General features: G+C 59.4%; 16 protein-coding genes. 8 read left to right on the forward strand and 8 right to left on the reverse strand.

Annotation, left to right across the window (positions count from 1 at the left end; translation table 11 throughout):
- Positions 1 to 13: 13 nt before the first annotated feature.
- Both glnA and ACQY8Q_RS22835 read right to left on the reverse strand, forming a co-directional pair.
- Entirely contained in the window at positions 14 to 1,423 is a 1,410-nt protein-coding gene (glnA, locus tag ACQY8Q_RS22830) for a type I glutamate--ammonia ligase (protein ID WP_428428703.1), read from the reverse strand.
- 60 nt (positions 1,424 to 1,483) lie between these two features.
- The gene (locus ACQY8Q_RS22835) at positions 1,484 to 1,822 is read right to left on the reverse strand and encodes a P-II family nitrogen regulator (protein WP_018324798.1); all 339 of its coding nucleotides are present in this window, start codon (positions 1,820 to 1,822) and stop codon (positions 1,484 to 1,486) included.
- A 336-nt stretch (positions 1,823 to 2,158) separates the two neighbouring features.
- Between ACQY8Q_RS22835 and ACQY8Q_RS22840 the strand changes: the two genes are divergently transcribed.
- Entirely contained in the window at positions 2,159 to 3,643 is a 1,485-nt protein-coding gene (locus ACQY8Q_RS22840) for an NAD(P)H-hydrate dehydratase (protein WP_428428704.1), read from the forward strand.
- On the opposite strand, the gene ACQY8Q_RS22845 is transcribed toward ACQY8Q_RS22840, so the two are convergent.
- Both ACQY8Q_RS22845 and uvrA read right to left on the reverse strand, forming a co-directional pair.
- Complete coding sequence (locus ACQY8Q_RS22845) at positions 3,644 to 4,447, reverse strand: DUF72 domain-containing protein (protein ID WP_428428705.1); 804 nt, start codon at positions 4,445 to 4,447, stop codon at positions 3,644 to 3,646.
- A gap of 24 nt (positions 4,448 to 4,471) precedes the next feature.
- Complete coding sequence (gene uvrA / locus ACQY8Q_RS22850) at positions 4,472 to 7,393, reverse strand: excinuclease ABC subunit UvrA (protein ID WP_428428706.1); 2,922 nt, start codon at positions 7,391 to 7,393, stop codon at positions 4,472 to 4,474.
- 265 nt (positions 7,394 to 7,658) lie between these two features.
- On the opposite strand from uvrA, the gene ACQY8Q_RS22855 reads away from it, so the two are divergent.
- Entirely contained in the window at positions 7,659 to 8,204 is a 546-nt protein-coding gene (locus ACQY8Q_RS22855) for a single-stranded DNA-binding protein (protein WP_113243674.1), read from the forward strand.
- A 77-nt stretch (positions 8,205 to 8,281) separates the two neighbouring features.
- Here the strand turns inward: ACQY8Q_RS22855 and ACQY8Q_RS22860 are convergent, their stop codons facing one another.
- The gene (locus ACQY8Q_RS22860; RefSeq protein WP_113243675.1) at positions 8,282 to 8,911 is read right to left on the reverse strand and encodes a MarC family protein; all 630 of its coding nucleotides are present in this window, start codon (positions 8,909 to 8,911) and stop codon (positions 8,282 to 8,284) included.
- Positions 8,912 to 9,142: 231 nt separating this feature from the next.
- Here ACQY8Q_RS22860 and gyrA point away from each other — a divergent pair, with 231 nt between their 5' ends.
- Entirely contained in the window at positions 9,143 to 11,938 is a 2,796-nt protein-coding gene (gyrA, locus tag ACQY8Q_RS22865; RefSeq protein ID WP_428428707.1) for a DNA gyrase subunit A, read from the forward strand.
- Positions 11,939 to 12,131: 193 nt separating this feature from the next.
- Here gyrA and ACQY8Q_RS22870 read toward each other — a convergent pair whose 3' ends face one another.
- Both ACQY8Q_RS22870 and ACQY8Q_RS22875 read right to left on the reverse strand, forming a co-directional pair.
- Positions 12,132 to 12,272, reverse strand: coding sequence for a hypothetical protein (locus tag ACQY8Q_RS22870; RefSeq protein ID WP_428428708.1), 141 nt, complete (start codon positions 12,270 to 12,272; stop codon positions 12,132 to 12,134).
- A 13-nt stretch (positions 12,273 to 12,285) separates the two neighbouring features.
- The gene (locus tag ACQY8Q_RS22875; RefSeq protein ID WP_428428709.1) at positions 12,286 to 12,522 is read right to left on the reverse strand and encodes a hypothetical protein; all 237 of its coding nucleotides are present in this window, start codon (positions 12,520 to 12,522) and stop codon (positions 12,286 to 12,288) included.
- A 108-nt stretch (positions 12,523 to 12,630) separates the two neighbouring features.
- Here ACQY8Q_RS22875 and coaD point away from each other — a divergent pair, with 108 nt between their 5' ends.
- The 5 genes from coaD to tgt all read left to right on the forward strand — a co-directional run bounded on the left by coaD (position 12,631) and on the right by tgt (position 16,565).
- A complete protein-coding gene (gene coaD, locus ACQY8Q_RS22880; RefSeq protein WP_428428710.1) occupies positions 12,631 to 13,125 on the forward strand; it encodes a pantetheine-phosphate adenylyltransferase in 495 nt (164 codons plus the stop codon).
- 30 nt (positions 13,126 to 13,155) lie between these two features.
- Positions 13,156 to 13,725: a peptidylprolyl isomerase gene (locus tag ACQY8Q_RS22885; RefSeq protein WP_428428711.1), complete on the forward strand. Its 570-nt coding sequence runs from the start codon at positions 13,156 to 13,158 to the stop codon at positions 13,723 to 13,725.
- Between the two features lie 41 nt (positions 13,726 to 13,766).
- Positions 13,767 to 14,276, forward strand: coding sequence for a peptidylprolyl isomerase (locus ACQY8Q_RS22890; protein ID WP_428428712.1), 510 nt, complete (start codon positions 13,767 to 13,769; stop codon positions 14,274 to 14,276).
- A 76-nt stretch (positions 14,277 to 14,352) separates the two neighbouring features.
- On the forward strand, positions 14,353 to 15,438 hold the full coding sequence (gene queA / locus ACQY8Q_RS22895) for a tRNA preQ1(34) S-adenosylmethionine ribosyltransferase-isomerase QueA (RefSeq protein WP_428428713.1): 1,086 nt from the start codon (positions 14,353 to 14,355) through the stop codon (positions 15,436 to 15,438).
- Positions 15,435 to 16,565 (forward strand): tRNA guanosine(34) transglycosylase Tgt, encoded by a 1,131-nt coding sequence (gene tgt, locus ACQY8Q_RS22900; protein ID WP_428428714.1) that lies wholly within the window; start codon positions 15,435 to 15,437, stop codon positions 16,563 to 16,565. The genes queA and tgt overlap by 4 nt, the downstream gene beginning before the upstream one ends.
- Positions 16,566 to 16,577: 12 nt before the next feature.
- On the opposite strand, the gene ACQY8Q_RS22905 is transcribed toward tgt, so the two are convergent.
- Positions 16,578 to 16,997 (reverse strand): DUF4864 domain-containing protein, encoded by a 420-nt coding sequence (locus ACQY8Q_RS22905; protein ID WP_428428715.1) that lies wholly within the window; start codon positions 16,995 to 16,997, stop codon positions 16,578 to 16,580.
- Between the last annotated feature and the right edge of the window lie 39 nt (positions 16,998 to 17,036).

Here is a 17,036-nt window from a genome sequence, read left to right on the forward strand (position 1 = left end):
TCCGGATCCGGCTTTAGGCCGAGTAGTACATGTCGAATTCGACCGGATGCGGGGTCATTTCGTAGCGCATGACCTCGACCATCTTCAGTTCGATATAGGAATCGATCTGGTCGTCGTCGAAAACGCCGCCGGCAGTCAGGTACTTGCGATCCTTGTCGAGGCTTTCCAGTGCCTCACGCAGCGAGCCGCAGACCGTCGGGATTTTCTTCAGTTCCTTCGGCGGCAGGTCGTAAAGATCCTTGTCCATGGCTTTTCCGGGATGGATCTTGTTCTTGATGCCATCGAGGCCAGCCATCAGCATGGCGCCGAAAGCGAGATAGGGGTTTGCCAGCGGATCAGGGAAGCGGACTTCGACGCGCTTGGACTTCGGGCCTGTGCCGAACGGAATGCGGCAGGAAGCTGAACGATTGCGAGCCGAGTAAGCCAGTAGAACCGGTGCCTCATAACCCGGGACGAGACGCTTGTAGGAATTCGTTGTCGGGTTGGAGAAGGCGTTGATCGATTTGGCGTGCTTGATGATACCGCCGATGAAGTAAAGGCAGCTTTCCGACAGGCCGGCATATTCATCGCCTGCGAAGGTCGGCTTCGAGTCCTTCCAGATCGACATGTGGACGTGCATGCCCGAGCCATTGTCGCCGAAAATCGGCTTCGGCATGAAGGTCGCCGTCTTGCCATAGGCATTGGCGACCTGGTGCACGACGTACTTGTAGATCTGCACCTTGTCGGCATTGCGCACCAGGGTGTCGAACCGGACACCCAGTTCGTGCTGGGCTGCGGCGACTTCGTGGTGCTGTTTTTCAACGGTGACGCCCATTTCGGTCAGAACCGTCAGCATCTCGGAGCGCATGTCCTGGCAGCTGTCGATCGGCGGAACCGGGAAATAGCCGCCCTTGACGCGCGGACGGTGACCAAGGTTGCCGGTCTCGTAATCGGTGTCGTCGTTCGACGGCAGTTCCGACGAATCGAGCTTGAAGCCGGTATTGTAAGGATCGGCCTTGTACTTGACGTCGTCGAACACGAAGAATTCCGGTTCCGGACCAACAAAGACGGTGTCGCCGATACCGGACGCCTTGAGATAGGCCTCGGCCTTCTTGGCGATCCCACGCGGATCGCGGTTATAGGCTTCGCCGGAGACCGGATCGAGAATATCGCAGACGATGACCATCGTGGACTGCGCAAAGAAAGGATCCATGTGCACGGTCGCCGTATCCGGCATCAGCACCATGTCGGACTCGTTGATGGCCTTCCAGCCGCCTATCGACGAGCCGTCGAACATGACGCCATCGGCGAACATGTCTTCGTCCACGCAGCCGACGTCCATCGTCAGGTGATGCAGCTTGCCCTTCGGGTCGGTGAAGCGCAGATCAACGAACTTGACGTCGTTATCCTTGATTTGCTTGAGGATATCATTTGCAGTCGTCATTTTTTGAAAGTCCCTCTTTTGAGATGACGAGGTAGGGCCTGAACCGAACGGTCAGGCGGATTAGATAGCGTCGATGCCGGTCTCGCCGGTACGGATGCGGATGACCTCTTCGATATTGGAGACGAAGATCTTTCCGTCGCCAATACGTCCGGTCTGGGCGGCATTCCGTATGGCCTCGATCACGGCCTCCGCATTTTCGTCAGCCAGTACGACTTCAACTTTCACCTTCGGGAGAAAATCAACAACGTATTCCGCCCCACGATACAGTTCCGTGTGGCCCTTCTGGCGTCCAAAGCCCTTGGCTTCGGTGACGGTGATCCCTTGCAGACCAACTTCCTGAAGGGCTTCCTTCACTTCGTCCAGCTTGAAAGGCTTTATGATCGCTTCGATCTTTTTCATGAGAAAATATCTCTCCGCTTCTCCCGTTATGGCAGGCTTATGCCCGCTCACCTTCATTATGCATTTTACATGCCAGATATGGCAAATGCGATGCTGTTTTGGGTGAAAACACCCGCAGCTGCGATGATCATATCCCTTTCTTCGGAATAAACAGCGCCATTTGCCTATTTTTTATGAATTTTTCTGCGTGAACGGGCTTTGTCCTCAGTGTCTATCAACCATTGCTGCAGCAGGCGCCATCGGTCAGGATGAATTCTATGCAAATGCCTAAAAAATATACAAAATAAGGCTACGTTTTAAGCTTGTCGGCTCTGCGACTTGCGGGCATTTTGAGCCATGTCCTTTGACCGCACCGTATCCATCATCACCCCCACGGAAATGTCCGCGATCGACAGCGATGCCGCACACTCGGGGATCGACAGTTTCCGGCTGATGACCTCGGCGGGTCTGGCTGTTTCCGCTGCAGCACTGCGGATTTATCCGCAGGCGCTGCGGTTTGTCGTTCTATGCGGCCCCGGAAATAATGGCGGCGACGGATATATCGCCGCCGCCGGATTGAAGCGAAGCGGCGCGGAGGTCGCCGTTTATGCGCTGGGGGATACCGCTCACCTCAAAGGCGATGCAGCGCGTGCGCATGCGCAGTGGGCGGATAGTGTGGAAACTCTGCGGGCCTGCCGGCCCGAGACCGGAGATGTCGTCATCGACGCCCTGTTCGGCGCCGGACTGTCCCGTCCGGTTCCAGATGATGCTGCCTTCGTCATGCAGGTCGTCGCGCAGGCGCAAATTCCCGTTATCGCGATTGACTTGCCGTCCGGCCTTGATGGCCGCACCGGACAGGTGCTGGGCAAGAGTTTTCGCGCCAGCCATACCATTACTTTCATGGCGCGAAAGCCTGGGCATCTGCTTTTGCCGGGCCGCACGCTCTGCGGCAGCCTCGACGTGTTCGACATCGGCATACCCGAAAGTTTGCTGCGCAGCCATGCAAGCAGGCTTTGCGAAAACGGCCCGCATCTCTGGGCTGGCTATACGCATGTCCTTGATCCCTCGGCCCACAAATTCACACGCGGCCATCTCGCCGTCTTCTCGGGCGGGCCGCTGTCAACTGGTGCTGCGCGGCTGTCGGCTGTGGCCGGGCTGACTGCTGGCGCCGGACTGGTGACGCTTGCGTCTGCTTCCGCGGCGATCACTGCCAATGCCGCGCATCTGACGGCCGTGATGCTGAAGGAGGTCGAGGATGCCGCCGCCCTGTCGCATTGGCTTGCCGACAGGCGCATCAGCGCCTTCGTGCTTGGCCCGGGATTTGGCGATCTGGAGAAGGCACGGCAATACGCCCTATTGCTCGGCGAACGGGCACTGGTCCTCGATGCCGACGGGATTACCGCTTTCAAAGATGACCCGGCGCCACTTTTCGATGTTTTCGCGCAGGGTGAGCCCCATCTGGTCATGACCCCGCACGAGGGCGAGTTCGCCCGGTTGTTTGCCGATATCGACGCCGACCCAACTCTGTCAAAGGTCGACCGTGCCCTCGCAGCAGCCAAACGCAGCCACGCTGTTATCGTCTACAAGGGCGCCGACACCGTCATTGCATCGCCCGACGGACGCGCCGCGATCAACACCAATGCGCCACCCTGGCTGGCGACTGCCGGATCCGGCGATACGCTCGCCGGCATCATCGGCGCGCATCTGGCGCAAGGCATGCCGGCCTTCGAGGCCGCCGCTGCCGGCGTCTGGCGCCACGGTCGTGCTGGAGCCAAGGCAGGCGAGGGGCTGACGGCAGAGGATCTTGCCGCTGCGATTGAGCCGTTGCCTGCCGCTAGCTGATTAATCGACCAGTGTCTGCAGCGCCCGAGCGCCGTTCGGTGCATTGACCTTGCCCTCGGAGATGAAGAACGCAAACACGTCGCGTGGCTTCTTTTCCGGCTTGTGCGTGGGGTCCGCATGGGCGAGATCGCCGATATCGCCGCCTGCTGCCCAGCTTTTCACCCGGTCCGCCCAGAGATCGAGCCGCTTTTCATCGTAACAGGTTTTGACGTCATCGCTGCCGGTCTGAAGGCGGGTATAGACGAAATCACCGGTCACATCGGCGATCATCGGATAGTCGAAATGGTCGGCGCAGACGACCGCGACCTTGTGCTTGGCAAGCAGGGCGGTGAATTCCGGCGTGCGGAAGGAGTCGTGGCGTACCTCAACAACGTGACGCAACGTCAAGCCATCCTGCTTTTCCGGCAACAGCGCCAGAAATGCGCCAAAATCCTCAGCGTCGAATTTCTTGGTCGGCATGAACTGCCAGAGGATCGGCCCGAGATGCGGCCCGAGTTCCGTCAGTCCCTGGCCCAGAAACTTGCCGATCGACTCCCCGGCCTCCGCCAGCACCTTCTTGTTGGTGGAAAAGCGGCTGGCCTTCAGCGAGAAGATAAAATCATCCGGCACTTCCGACGCCCATTTGGCAAACGTCTCCGGCTTTTGCGAACCGTAATAGGTCCCATTAACCTCGATGGCTTTCAGCTGGCTGCTGGCATATTCCAGCTGCCGCTTCTTCGTCAGCGTGTCCGGATAGAATGTCCCCTCCCAGGGATCAAAGGTCCAGCCGCCAATGCCGCAGCGGATTGTGCCTGATGTCGACATGCTCTTTCCTTCTCGGTCTACGCCTTATTCTGCCGCCGCCATCTTGCGGATTGGCCGTCGTTCCAGAAGTTCCTTCAGGAAGACACCGGTATGCGATCGCTTTTCCTTGACAATATCCTCCGGCGTTCCGGCTGCGATCACTTCGCCACCGCCATCGCCGCCTTCCGGGCCGAAATCGATCACCCAGTCGGCAGTCTTGATGACCTCGAGATTGTGCTCGATGACCACAACCGAATTGCCCTGGTCGACCAGCTCGTGCAGCACTTCCAGAAGCTTGGCAACATCATGGAAATGCAGGCCGGTGGTCGGTTCGTCGAGAATGTAGAGCGTGCGGCCGGTCGAGCGCTTCGACAGCTCCTTGGCGAGCTTGACGCGCTGGGCCTCGCCACCCGACAGCGTGTTGGCCTGCTGGCCGACCTTGATATAGCCGAGGCCGACGCCCTGCAACGCCTGTAGCTTGTCGCGCACGGCGGGCACAGCAGCGAAGAACTCGACACCTTCCTCTACGGTCATGTCGAGCACGTCGGCGATCGACTTGCCCTTGAAATGCACGTCCAGTGTTTCGCGGTTGTAGCGCTTGCCGTGACAGACATCGCAGGTGACATAGACATCCGGCAGGAAGTGCATCTCGATCTTGATGACGCCGTCGCCCTGGCAGGCCTCGCAGCGGCCGCCCTTGACGTTGAAGGAGAAGCGGCCCGGCTGATAGCCGCGCGTCTTTGCCTCCGGTAGACCGGCAAACCAGTCGCGGATCGGTGTGAAGGCGCCGGTATAGGTCGCTGGGTTGGAGCGCGGGGTGCGGCCGATCGGCGACTGGTCGATGTCGATAACCTTGTCGATATGCTCAAAACCGTCGATCCGGTCATGCTCGGCCGGATTTTCACGCGCGCCCATGATGCGCCGAGCCGCCGCCTTATAAAGCGTCTCGATCAGGAAGGTCGATTTGCCGCCGCCCGATACACCGGTAACGGCTGTGAAAATCCCGAGCGGGATCGAGGCAGTGACGTTCTTCAGATTGTTGGCGCGGGCGCCGACAACAGTAATTTCCTTTTTCTTCTTCGGCTTGCGCCGCTCGGCCGGAACCGCAACCGCCATTTCGCCCGACAGATATTTGCCGGTCAGCGAATTCGGATTGGCAAGAACTTCCGCCGGTGTGCCTTGCGCTACGACTTCGCCGCCGTGAATACCGGCCGCCGGGCCGATATCGACTACGTAGTCGGCCGTCATGATCGCGTCTTCGTCATGCTCGACGACGATCACGGTGTTGCCGATGTCGCGCAGATGCCGCAGCGTGTCGAGCAGCCGGGCATTGTCACGCTGGTGCAGGCCGATGGACGGCTCGTCGAGAACATAGAGCACGCCGGTGAGGCCCGAGCCGATCTGCGAAGCCAACCGGATACGCTGGCTTTCGCCGCCCGACAGTGTGCCGGAATTGCGCGACAGGCTGAGATATTCCAGCCCGACATCATTGAGAAACCGCAGCCGCTCGCGAATTTCCTTGAGGATGCGCACTGCGATCTCGTTCTGCTTGGCATTCATGTGTTCGGGCAGGACCTCGAACCAGTCACGCGCCACGCGGATCGACATCTGCGTGACTTCACCGATATGCAGCTTGTTGATCTTGACCGCCAGCGCTTCCGGCTTCAGGCGAAAACCGTTGCAGGCCGGGCAGGGGGCCGCCGACATATAGCGTTCGATCTCCTCGCGCGCCCAGGCACTGTCGGTCTCCTTCCAGCGCCGCTCCAGATTGGGTACGATGCCTTCGAAATTCTTGGTGGTGTTGTACGAGCGGGCACCGTCCTCGTAATGGAAGCTGATCTTCTCCTCGGTACCCTGCAGGATGGCGCTCTTGGCGTCGTCGGACAGGTCGGTCCATTTGCTCGACAGTTTGAAGCCGAAGGCTTTGCCGAGGGCCTCGAGCGTCTGGTTATAATACGGTGACGACGATTTTGCCCAAGGGGCGATGGCGCCGTTCTTCAGCGTCCGGTCGGGTTCCGGGATGATCAGCGCTTCGTCGATCTTTTGCTGGCTGCCGAGACCATCGCAGGTCGGGCAGGCGCCGAAGGGATTGTTGAACGAGAACAGCCGCGGCTCGATCTCAGAGATCGTGAATCCGGACACCGGGCAGGCGAATTTTTCCGAAAACAGCACGCGTTCATGCGTTTCGTTCAGCGACTTGTTGGCTGAACCGCCGGCCGAGGTTTCTTCCGGTGGCAGCGGCTTGTCGGCAAATTCAGCAATCGCCAGGCCATCGGCGAGCGTCAGGCAGGTTTCCAGACTGTCGGCGAGACGCGCAGTCAGGTCCGGGCGTACGACGACGCGGTCGACGACGACATCGATGTCATGCTTGTATTTCTTGTCGAGCGTCGGCGCCTCGGCGATCTCGTAGAACTGACCGTCGATCTTGACGCGCTGAAAGCCCTTCTTCATCAGCTCGGCAAGCTCTTTCTTGTACTCGCCCTTGCGGCCGCGCACGATCGGAGCAAGAATATAAAGACGGGTGCCTTCGCCAAAATCGACGACGCGATCGACCATCTGGCTGACCGTCTGGCTTTCGATCGGCAGGCCTGTTGCCGGCGAATAGGGCACGCCGACGCGGGCAAACAGCAGGCGCATATAGTCGTAGATTTCGGTGACCGTGCCAACCGTCGAGCGCGGATTGCGCGAGGTGGTTTTTTGCTCGATCGAGATGGCTGGAGACAGACCGTCGATCTGGTCGACATCCGGCTTCTGCATCATCTCGAGGAACTGACGGGCATAGGCCGACAGGCTCTCGACATAGCGCCGCTGTCCCTCGGCATAGATCGTGTCGAAGGCAAGCGAGGACTTTCCGGAGCCCGACAGGCCGGTCATGACGATCAGCTTGTTGCGCGGCAGGTCAAGGTCGATGCCCTTGAGATTGTGTTCGCGCGCGCCGCGGATGGAAATGGTCTCGAGTTTGCTCATCGTGCCCAGCTTTGTATCGGTATTGGAAAGCTCCTATTTAAGTACGCCAGCGCCCATGTCGAGGCACAAGGTGAAAAACAGCGGGCTTTCCGAGTCGGTTGACAGGATATTACAAATTTATTAGAACAAAGATAGAACAAAATCTGAAATCTGTTGTGGATGACACAATGCAAAGGGGCGTATGCTTGGCCGTCAGCCGCTAAGATGCGTGCTCTGAATTTGGAAGCCGGGCTGCAAGGCCGGGCAGGATAGCGGGAAAAGCAAGATGGCAGGCAGTGTCAACAAGGTGATTTTGATCGGTAACCTCGGGGCAGACCCGGAAATCCGGCGCACGCAGGATGGCAAGCCGATCGCCAACCTCAACATTGCGACCTCGGAAAGCTGGCGCGACCGCAATTCCGGCGAGCGCAAGGAAAAGACCGAATGGCACCGTGTGGTGATCTTCAACGAAGGTCTCTGCAAGGTTGCCGAGCAGTATCTGAAGAAGGGTGCGACGGTCTATATCGAAGGCCAGCTGCAGACCCGCAAATGGCAGGACAAGGACGGCCAGGATCGCTACTCGACGGAAGTGGTGCTGCAGGGCTTCAACTCGACGCTGACCATGCTCGGTGGTCGCGGTGACGGGCAGGGTGCTGGCGGCGGACGCGGTGGCTCCGAGTATGGCGGCGGCAATGCCGGTGGCGGCTCGGACAACTACGGCGGTGATTACGATCGCCCATCCTCGGCCCCCGCAGGCCGTTCTGGCGGTGGTGCAAGCAGCAACGCCGGTGGAAACTTTTCGCGCGATATGGACGACGACATTCCGTTCTAATCGAAGCGCTCTCTTGTCAAAAAGGCCCGGGAAACCGGGCCTTTTTCGTTGGCGGAACCTGCATCAATCACGTGCGGTCACAAGGCCATGGTCGACTTGACGCCATCGACGACGAACTGCACCGCCAACGCCGCGAGAATGACGCCGAGCAGGCGTGTCAGGATGGCGCGGCCGGTAACGCCTAAAAACCGGTCGATACGGTCGGCGATAACGAGGGCGGCAAACAGGATGGCAAGGCAGAAGGCGATGACCAGGATCAGTTGAACCCGGTCGATCGTTGCAGAGAACGAACCCGAGAGCAGGATCGTCGCCGAGATCGCGCCGGGGCCGGCAATCAATGGCAGCGCCAGCGGAAATACCGCGATATTGTGGATGTGGTCGCGGGTAATGGCGGCTTCGCCGGTCTTTTCCTTACGCTCGTTGCGCTTCTCGAAAATCATCTCGAAGGCGATCCAGAACAGAAGCAAACCACCGGCAATCCGGAAGGCGCCGATGGAAATGCCGAGCAATCCGAGGATACCGTTTCCGAACAGCGCGAAGGCTGCCAGGATGAAGAATGCGATCAGTGTGCCGCGGCGTGCCACCAGAAAGCGCTCTTGCCGGCTCATGCCGACGGTCAGGCTGAGGAAGATCGGCGCAAGGCCGGGCGGATCGATGGTGACCAGGATCGTGGTCAGCGCATTGATCAGAAGGTCGAATTGAGACATCCCATTCCCCTCGCGGCCTTGTTTATGATGACCGTCTGATGAATTGTTAGGCGAGGGTGGCTTCGAATGAAAGGCCTCTCCTTCACTGTTTGGCCGCTTTTGCCTTGCAAATGCCTGTGAGAGCGCCGATGAGCCTAAAAGGCTGTTCACAACCCGGCCCCGAAATTGGCGCTCGCCAATGCATTCGGCTATAAAAATCTGTCTGATTCTGAACAAAGATCGTGATCGAAATTGACTGAACAAAGCACACCAGGCGGCGGCAAGAATCAACCAGGCATCGAGCCCATTTCCATCATGGAGGAAATGCAGCGCTCGTATCTCGATTACGCCATGAGCGTTATCGTCAGCCGTGCTCTTCCCGATGTCCGCGATGGTCTGAAGCCCGTGCACCGGCGCATCCTGTTCGGGATGAGCGAACTGGGCATCGACTGGAACAAGAAATACGTCAAATGCGCCCGCGTCACCGGTGACGTGATGGGTAAATTCCATCCGCACGGCAACTCGGCGATCTATGATGCGCTCGCCCGCATGGCGCAGCCGTGGTCGCTACGTTTGCCGCTGATCGACGGTCAGGGCAATTTCGGCTCGATCGACGGTGACCCGCCGGCCGCCGAACGTTACACCGAGTGCCGCCTGCAGAAGGCAGCTCACGCACTTCTCGACGACCTCGACAAGGAAACGGTCGATTTTCGCGACAACTATGACGGCACGCTGAGCGAGCCGGCCGTTGTTCCGGCGAAATTCCCGAACCTTCTGGTCAACGGCGCAGGCGGCATTGCCGTCGGCATGGCGACCAATATCCCACCGCACAATCTGGTTGAAGTCATCAATGGCTGTATCGCCCTGATCGACGAGCCGGCGCTGGAATTGCCGCAGCTGATGGAGATCATTCCAGGTCCGGACTTCCCCACCGGCGCCTTCATCCTTGGCCGTTCCGGCATCCGTTCGGCCTATGAGACAGGCCGTGGGTCGGTCATCATGCGCGGCCGCGCCACCATCGAACCGATGCGCGGCGACCGCGAACAGATCATCATCACCGAGGTTCCCTATCAGGTGAACAAGGCGACGATGATTGAGAAGATGGCCGAACTGGTCAAGGACAAGCGCATCGAGGGTATTTCCGACCTTCGCGACGAATCCGATCGCCAGGGCTACCGCGTCGTCGTCGAGCTGAAGCGCGATGCCAACGCCGAAGTCATCCTCAATCAGCTTTATCGCTACACCCCGCTGCAGACGTCGTTCGGCTGCAACATGGTGGCGCTGAATGGCGGCAAGCCGGAGCAGATGACGCTGCTCGACATGCTGCGTGCATTCGTTGCCTTCCGCGAGGAAGTCATCAGCCGACGCACCAAGTATCTGCTGCGCAAGGCGCGTGATCGCGCGCATGTGTTGGTCGGCCTCGCGATTGCGGTTGCCAATATCGACGAGATCATCAAGCTGATCAGAAGCGCGCCGGATCCAGCCACCGCGCGCGAACAGTTGATGACGCGCCGTTGGCCGGCATCGGATGTTGAAAGCCTGATCCGTCTGATCGACGATCCGCGCCACCGCATCAACGAAGACCTGACCTACAACTTGTCCGAAGAGCAGGCCCGGGCCATCCTTGAGCTGCGTCTCGCCCGCTTGACGGCCCTTGGCCGCGACGAAATTGGCGATGAGCTGAATAAGATCGGCGCCGAGATCAGCGACTATCTCGATATCCTGTCGTCGCGTATCCGCATCATGACTATCGTCAAGGACGAGCTCATTGCCGTTCGCGAAGAGTTCGGCACCCCGCGCCGCACCGTGATCGTCGAAGGCGGTCCGGACATGGACGACGAAGACCTGATTGCCCAGGAAGACATGGTCATTACCGTGTCCCATCTCGGCTATATCAAGCGTGTGCCGCTGGCGACCTACCGGGCTCAGCGCCGCGGCGGCAAGGGCCGCTCCGGCATGGCGACGCGCGACGAGGATTTCGTCACGCGCCTGTTCGTTGCCAATACCCATACGCCGATGCTGTTCTTCTCGTCGCGCGGCATCGTCTACAAGGAGAAGGTCTGGCGCCTGCCGATCGGCACACCGCAATCGCGCGGCAAGGCTCTGATCAACATGCTGCCGCTGGAGCCGGGTGAACGCATCACCACGATCATGCCGCTGCCAGAGGACGAAACGACGTGGGAAAACCTCGACGTGATGTTCTCGACGACGCGTGGCACGGTCCGCCGCAACAAGCTGTCGGATTTCGTCCAGGTCAACCGCAACGGCAAGATTGCCATGAAGCTCGATGAGGAGGGTGACGAAATCCTCTCCGTCGAAACCTGCACCGAGCATGACGACGTGCTGATGACGACGGCGCTTGGCCAGTGCATCCGCTTCTCGGTCGATGACGTCCGCGTCTTTGCCGGCCGTAACTCGATCGGCGTTCGCGGCATCACGCTCGGCGACGGCGACCGGATCATCTCGATGACCATTGTCGGCCATGTCGATGCCGAACCGTGGGAGCGTGCTGCCTACCTGAAGCGCGCTGCTGCTGAGCGTCGGGCTGCAACCGGCGAGGACGAGGAAATCGCGCTCGTTGGCGAAGAGGTGACCGAGGAAGGTCAGCTGGACGACGCCCGTTATGAGGAACTCAAGGCACGCGAACAGTTCGTGCTGACGGTCTCCGTCAAGGGGTTTGGCAAGCGCTCCTCCACCTACGACTTCCGCACCTCCGGCCGTGGCGGCAAGGGTATTCGCGCAACGGATACCTCCAAGACCGGCGAAATTGGCGAACTGGTCGCGGCCTTCCCGGTTGAAGACAACGACCAGATCATGCTGGTTTCCGATGGCGGCCAATTAATCCGCGTCCCGGTTGGCGGCATCCGCCTTGCCAGCCGCGCCACAAAGGGCGTGACGATCTTCACAACCGCGAAGGACGAAAAGGTCGTTTCCGTGGAACGTATCAGCGAGCCTGAGCCCGAAGAGGGCGATGACATCGCAGGCCAGACCGACATGCCGGATGACGACGTGCAGGCAACAGAGCCGCCGGCTGAAACGGAAGAGTGAAACCTTCCGCCTTATGATTAAAAAAAGCCGGGCGATGCGATCGCCCGGCTTTTTCGTTTGGTTTCGAATTACGGCTGTCATCTGTGGCAATTGCGGTGATCAAGGCAAAGAAAAACCGGACTGGCAGGGGAACCGTCCGGCTTTTATGTCAGCGGGTACTGGAGGTTGCCGCTATGGGAACTTTGGGAAAATGTCAGACGCTGAAACCACCTGCGTCGCGGCTCATTTCCTTCATCGCGCTTCTATCGCGCTGAAGTTCGAAAATGGTTTTGGCGAAATCGACCAGGAACACGATACTAATCACTGCCGATATGAGCATCATTGTGATGGCCATTGCAGATCATCCTCTATTTGAACAAACGCGTGCGGTTAAGATCAGGCCGGTCCAGGCGCGCTTCGTTTCTGATTGCATTTGCCGTTGCAAAAAGCATGACAAAAAACATGGTCATCGACAGAAGAATAAGTGCCATAGTGGTGATCCTTTCAGCCAATAAACGGCCGTGACTGGAAAAAGTTCCGTTCTCTACTTCGCGGAATATCAAATCCTCTTTGAAGCAACCTTGAACGCGTCCTTCATCTAGCATTCATGCCATCCGGCTTGTGTTCCGAAGGGAACACGTGGAGCGGCAAGCGTGCTCCCTTGCGATTGACCGCAGTCCGTGACAAAAGGCTTCGAAACGGAAACAGGCGCGATGACCACTGCTTTTTATCCCGGCTCCTTCGACCCGATGACGAACGGTCACCTCGACGTGCTGGTACAGGCGCTCAACGTGGCGCCGACGGTCATCGTTGCGATCGGTATCCATCCCGGCAAGACGCCGCTGTTTTCCTTTGAGGAGCGCGCAGCCCTCATTGCCCAGTCGCTGCAGGAATTCCTTCCGGAAAGAGCCGGCGATATCTCGGTCGTTTCTTTTGATAACCTGGTGGTCGATGCAGCGCGGAAACATGGTGCTTCGCTATTGGTGCGCGGCCTGCGCGATGGCACGGATCTCGACTACGAGATGCAGATGTCAGGCATGAACCGGCAGATGGCGCCGGATATCCAGACCCTGTTTCTTCCGGCCGGCACGGCATCGCGGCCCATTACCGCCACATTGGTTCGCCAGATCGCTGCCATGGGCGGTGATGTCAGCGCCTTCGTACCCAAGGCCGTTCATCAGGCCCTGAACGCAAAACGCAAATCCTGACGTTTTCCTTTTATTTCCACGGGAGCTAACATGAAAATTCTCCAACTCGCTTTCGCAGGCGCCGTTGTCCTCGCATCCCTGACCAGCAATGCCTTTGCCCAGGCCAAGGACTACATCACCATCACGCTGAAAGACGGCCCGGTCGTCATCGAGCTGATGCCGGACGTCGCGCCGAAGCACGTTGCGCGCATCAAGGAACTGGTGGAAGCCGGCGACTACAACAATGTCGCCTTCCACCGCGTCATCCCGGGTTTCATGGCCCAGACCGGTGACGTCCAGTACGGCAACATGGAAAAGGATTTCAAGCCGGAGATGGCCGGCATGGGCGGTTCGTCGAAGCCGAATGTCGAAGCTGAATTTTCCAAGGTTCCGTTCGCGCGCGGTACGGTCGGCATGGCACGCAGCCAGGATCCGAACTCCGCCAATTCGCAGTTCTTCATCATGTTCGCACCAGGCGACTTCCTGAACGGCCAGTACACGGTCGTTGGCAAGGTCGTTGAAGGCATGGACAATGTCGACAAGATCAAGAAGGGCGACGAAGCCAACAATGGTTCCGTCACCGACCCCGACCGGATGATCAGCGTCAAGGTCGGCAAGTAACACACGTTTAAAACACTCGCTTTAACAACAAGGAGAAGGCCATGACAGAGATCAAGGATCCTGAAAACACAATCATCATGGAAACCACCAAGGGACCGGTCGTTATCCAGCTTCTGCCGGACCTGGCGCCGGGCCACGTTGCCCGCATCAAGGAACTGTGCGCCGAAGGCGCCTATGATGGCGTCGTCTTCCACCGCGTCATCGACGACTTCATGGCGCAGACCGGCGACGTGCAGTACGGCAAGACGGGCGGCAAGGATTTCAATCCGGCCCGCGCCGGCATGGGCGGCTCCGAAAAGCCGGACCTCAAGGCCGAATTCTCCAACATGAGCCATGTGCGTGGCACGTGCTCGATGGCGCGTAGCCAGATGCCGAACTCTGCCAATTCGCAGTTCTTCATCTGCTTCACCGACAGCCCATGGCTGAACAAGCAGTATTCGGTCTGGGGCCAGGTCATTTCCGGCATGGACAACATCGACAAGATCAAGAAGGGCGAGCCCGTCAAGGATCCCGACAGCATCGTGTCGATGAAACTTGCCGCCAACGCCTAATTCAGGCTATTGCCCAAACCCGTCCCGTTGCCTTGAAAGGCGCCGGGGCGGGTTTGCCGTTTAAAGAAGATTTTTCATGCGCGTCGATCTGTTCGATTTCGATCTCCCCGAAGACAATATTGCGCTGAGGCCCGCAAGCCCGCGCGACAGCGCCCGTCTGCTTGTCGTCCAGCCGAATGAAAGCGTGGAGCTCTCCGATCGCAGCGTCATGGACCTGCCATCGTTCCTGCGCCCCGGCGATGCCCTGGTCTTCAACGATACTAAGGTCATTCCTGCCCAACTGGAGGGCCTGCGCCGGCGTGGCGAGGACGTGGTCACGCAAGTGTCGCTGACGCTGCACATGCGCGTCGCCCCCGATCGCTGGAAGGCGTTTGCCCGTCCAGCCAAACGTCTCAAGCTCGGCGACAGGATCGAGTTCGGCCACGGCTCCAATACCTGCCTGATGGGCACGCTGGACGCGACCGTCGAGGAGAAGGGCGAGGCGGGTGAGGTGACGTTGCGGTTCGATCTGTCCGGCCCGGCGCTGGACGAGGCGATCCTTGCCGTCGGTCACATTCCGTTGCCCCCTTATATCGCCTCCAAGCGCCCGGAGGATGAGCAGGACCGCACCGACTACCAGACAGTTTACGCCCGCGAACACGGCGCCGTTGCGGCGCCGACCGCCGGCCTGCATTTCACCGACCGCCTGTTCGAAGCGCTGGATGCGCTCGGCGTCGAGCGCCATTTCGTCACCTTGCACGTGGGTGCTGGCACCTTCCTGCCGATGAAGGTCGATGATACCGACGATCACGTCATGCACCAGGAGGTCGGTCATGTCAGCGCTGAAGTCGCCGAACGCCTGAATGCGGTCAAGGCGAGGGGCGGGCGCATCGTCTGTGTCGGCACTACCTCGTTGCGGCTGCTTGAAAGTGCTGCGGAGGAGAATGGCGATATTCTCCCCTGGTCCGGGCCGACCGGCATCTTCATCACGCCCGGCTACCGATTCCGCGCTGTGGATATGCTGATGACCAATTTTCACCTGCCGAAGTCGACCCTGTTCATGCTCGTCTCGGCCTTCAGCGGCCTCGAGACGATGCGGCGGGCCTATGCGCACGCCATCGACACCGGCTACCGTTTCTATTCCTACGGCGATTCCAGCCTGCTTTTCCGGGATGCAACATGACCGAAACATTTCAGTTCAACATCAAGGCAACCGACGGCAAGGCGCGCCGTGGCACGGTATCGATGCCGCGCGGGGAAATCCGCACGCCGGCGTTCATGCCGGTCGGAACCGTCGGCACGGTCAAGGCGATGTATCTCGATCAGGTCCGCGATCTCGGCGCCGACATCATCCTTGGCAACACCTACCACCTGATGCTGCGCCCCGGCCCGGAACGGGTGGCGCGTCTTGGCGGTCTGCACGAACTGATCCGCTGGCCATATCCGATCCTCACCGACAGCGGCGGCTTCCAGGTCATGTCGCTCGCCGGCCTGCGCAAGCTTGACGAGAAGGGCGTAACCTTCAAGAGCCATGTCGATGGCGCCCTGCATCATATGTCGCCGGAGCGTTCGATCGAGATCCAGGGCATGCTGGATAGCGATATTCAGATGCAGCTCGATGAATGTGTGAGACTTCCGGCAGAACCCACTGATATTGAACGCGCAATGGAAATGTCACTGCGTTGGGCTGATCGATGCAAGACCGCCTTTGGCGACCAGCCGGGCAAGGCGATGTTCGGCATCGTTCAGGGCGGCGATATTCCGGCGCTGCGTGTCCGCTCAGCCCAGGCTCTGTCAGAACTCGACCTCAAGGGTTATGCCATCGGCGGTCTTGCTGTTGGCGAACCGCAGGCTGTCATGCTCGATATGCTGGACATCACGTGCCCGGAACTGCCGGTCGAAAAGCCGCGTTACCTGATGGGTGTCGGCACGCCTGACGATATCCTGAAGTCGGTGGCGCGCGGCATCGACATGTTCGATTGTGTCATGCCGACAAGGGCCGGCCGCCATGGTCTGGCCTTCACCCGGCGAGGGCGGGTCAACCTGCGCAATGCCCGTCATGCCGAAGATATCAGGCCACTGGACGATCAGTCTGCGTGCCCGGCAGCGCACGACTATTCCCGGGCCTACCTGCATCATCTCGTCCGCGCCGACGAGAGCCTCGGTGGCATGCTGCTGACCTGGAACAATCTGGCCTATTATCAGGACCTGATGGCCGGTATCCGCAAGGCGATCGAGGAGGGCCGTTATGCAGCCTTCATGGAAGAGACGCAGGAAGAATGGGCGCGCGGCGACCTGGCGCCGCTCTGAGCGGCGTTCCGGTCAGATTTCGGGGCCGGGGGCCTGCTGCAGCATCTGCACGCCGTTGATCTTGTAGCTACCGTCCGGTTGCTTCACGAGAAAATACAGCGCCGTCCAGTCCTTGCCATCAGGCGCAGAGATCAGCACTTCCTGAACCACCGTATCCCCATCGATCTTGTTGCGGCCGAAGGCGAAATTACCGGGACGGTAGACCGGGGTATAACCGCGCTTGACCATCTCGAAGAAGATGCTCTTGTCAGGAAACTTTTGCCTGATCTGCGGCGAGGCAAAGGAATAGGCCGCCTCCGCGTCATCATTGAGAAAGGCCTCGATCTGGTTCTGGATGATCGACTGAGCCGTATCGACAGGCTCCGCCGCCAAAGCCAGCGGGGCGGACAATAGAATGGCAATACATGCGCAGGCTCTGAGCGTCCGGATCATTCCCCGTCTCCTTGCTGGCCACCAGAATAGATATGATAC

Source organism: Pararhizobium sp., assembly GCF_965279435.1.
GTDB lineage: Bacteria > Pseudomonadota > Alphaproteobacteria > Rhizobiales > Rhizobiaceae > Pararhizobium.